At 19.8% G+C, this 1,066-nt stretch carries 1 protein-coding gene; it reads right to left on the reverse strand.

The window, feature by feature from the left end:
* Positions 1–9: 9 nt before the first annotated feature.
* On the reverse strand, positions 10–282 hold the full coding sequence (locus IE180_RS37930; protein ID WP_506005108.1) for a cbb3-type cytochrome c oxidase subunit I: 273 nt from the start codon (positions 280–282) through the stop codon (positions 10–12).
* Positions 283–1,066 lie beyond the last annotated feature (784 nt).

Raw genomic sequence — 1,066 nt, forward strand, 5'->3', positions numbered from 1 at the left:
TGGTAAACATCAAAAACTAATATTGTTTAATCTAGCAAAAGCCATATCAACTCCTCCTATCATTATAGGTAAAAAATAATTACCAAAGGCACCTATTAATACTGGCATTACAAATAAAAATATCATTGCTATAGCATGTCCTGTTACCATTACATTAAATACTTGATTATTACCTTGTAAAAATTGAGGATTTGAACCTGATAATTCTAATCTAATTATAACTGACATAGCTGTAGCTACCATTGATGATATCATTCCATATCCTAAATATAATATTGCTATATCTTTATGAGATGTACTAAATAATCAACGAGTTATATAACTCATCTTATGCATATATATATATTATAAAAATATATATATATTACCATATAATTTATTTTATATTTCTTTTTTATAATCTTCTTTTTTTATTTACTTTATTTACTTATTTACCTTATTATATTTATTATTATTACAACTTTCTTCTTTTAAAAAGAACCTCATTCACTACCTTTCTTTTAAAGAAAATAAATTACCCACGGATCACTGGGGTGTTTTATATGATAGATATCATAATAAATTACCGGGTTATTTATCCCCTTGGGGAATAAATTAATTATTATTATATACTAAAATAAAAATAGTATATATATTATAGCCCTCTTCTTTATAAGAGTATACCTCACTCCCTTTCTTTGAAAGGGAGGAATTATTTTCAAATAAAAAAAAAAAGGTATTATTTATTAATATAATCTTTTATTATAAAAGTATTAATTAAATATATATAATAAAAAAGATAGATTATGTTTATTTTTTAAATGAATATAAATATTATTACAACTTTCTTTTTTAATAAGGTCCACTCTATTTATTAAAAAATGAGGGATTATTTTCTAATATCTTTTAATAAAAAATCTATAGGTTTTTCATAATTATAATTAATATTAGATTTAGAAATATTATTATTTAATGTAATTTGTTTAAATCAATTATTTGATTTATCTTCATTTATTAAATTTAAATTATTTGAACTTAAAGATTTTATATTATTTAAATAATTTGTATCTATAGATTTTATACTAAA

This window comes from Streptomyces litmocidini (assembly GCF_014649755.1).
Classification (GTDB): Bacteria; Actinomycetota; Actinomycetes; order Streptomycetales; family Streptomycetaceae; genus Streptomyces; species Streptomyces litmocidini.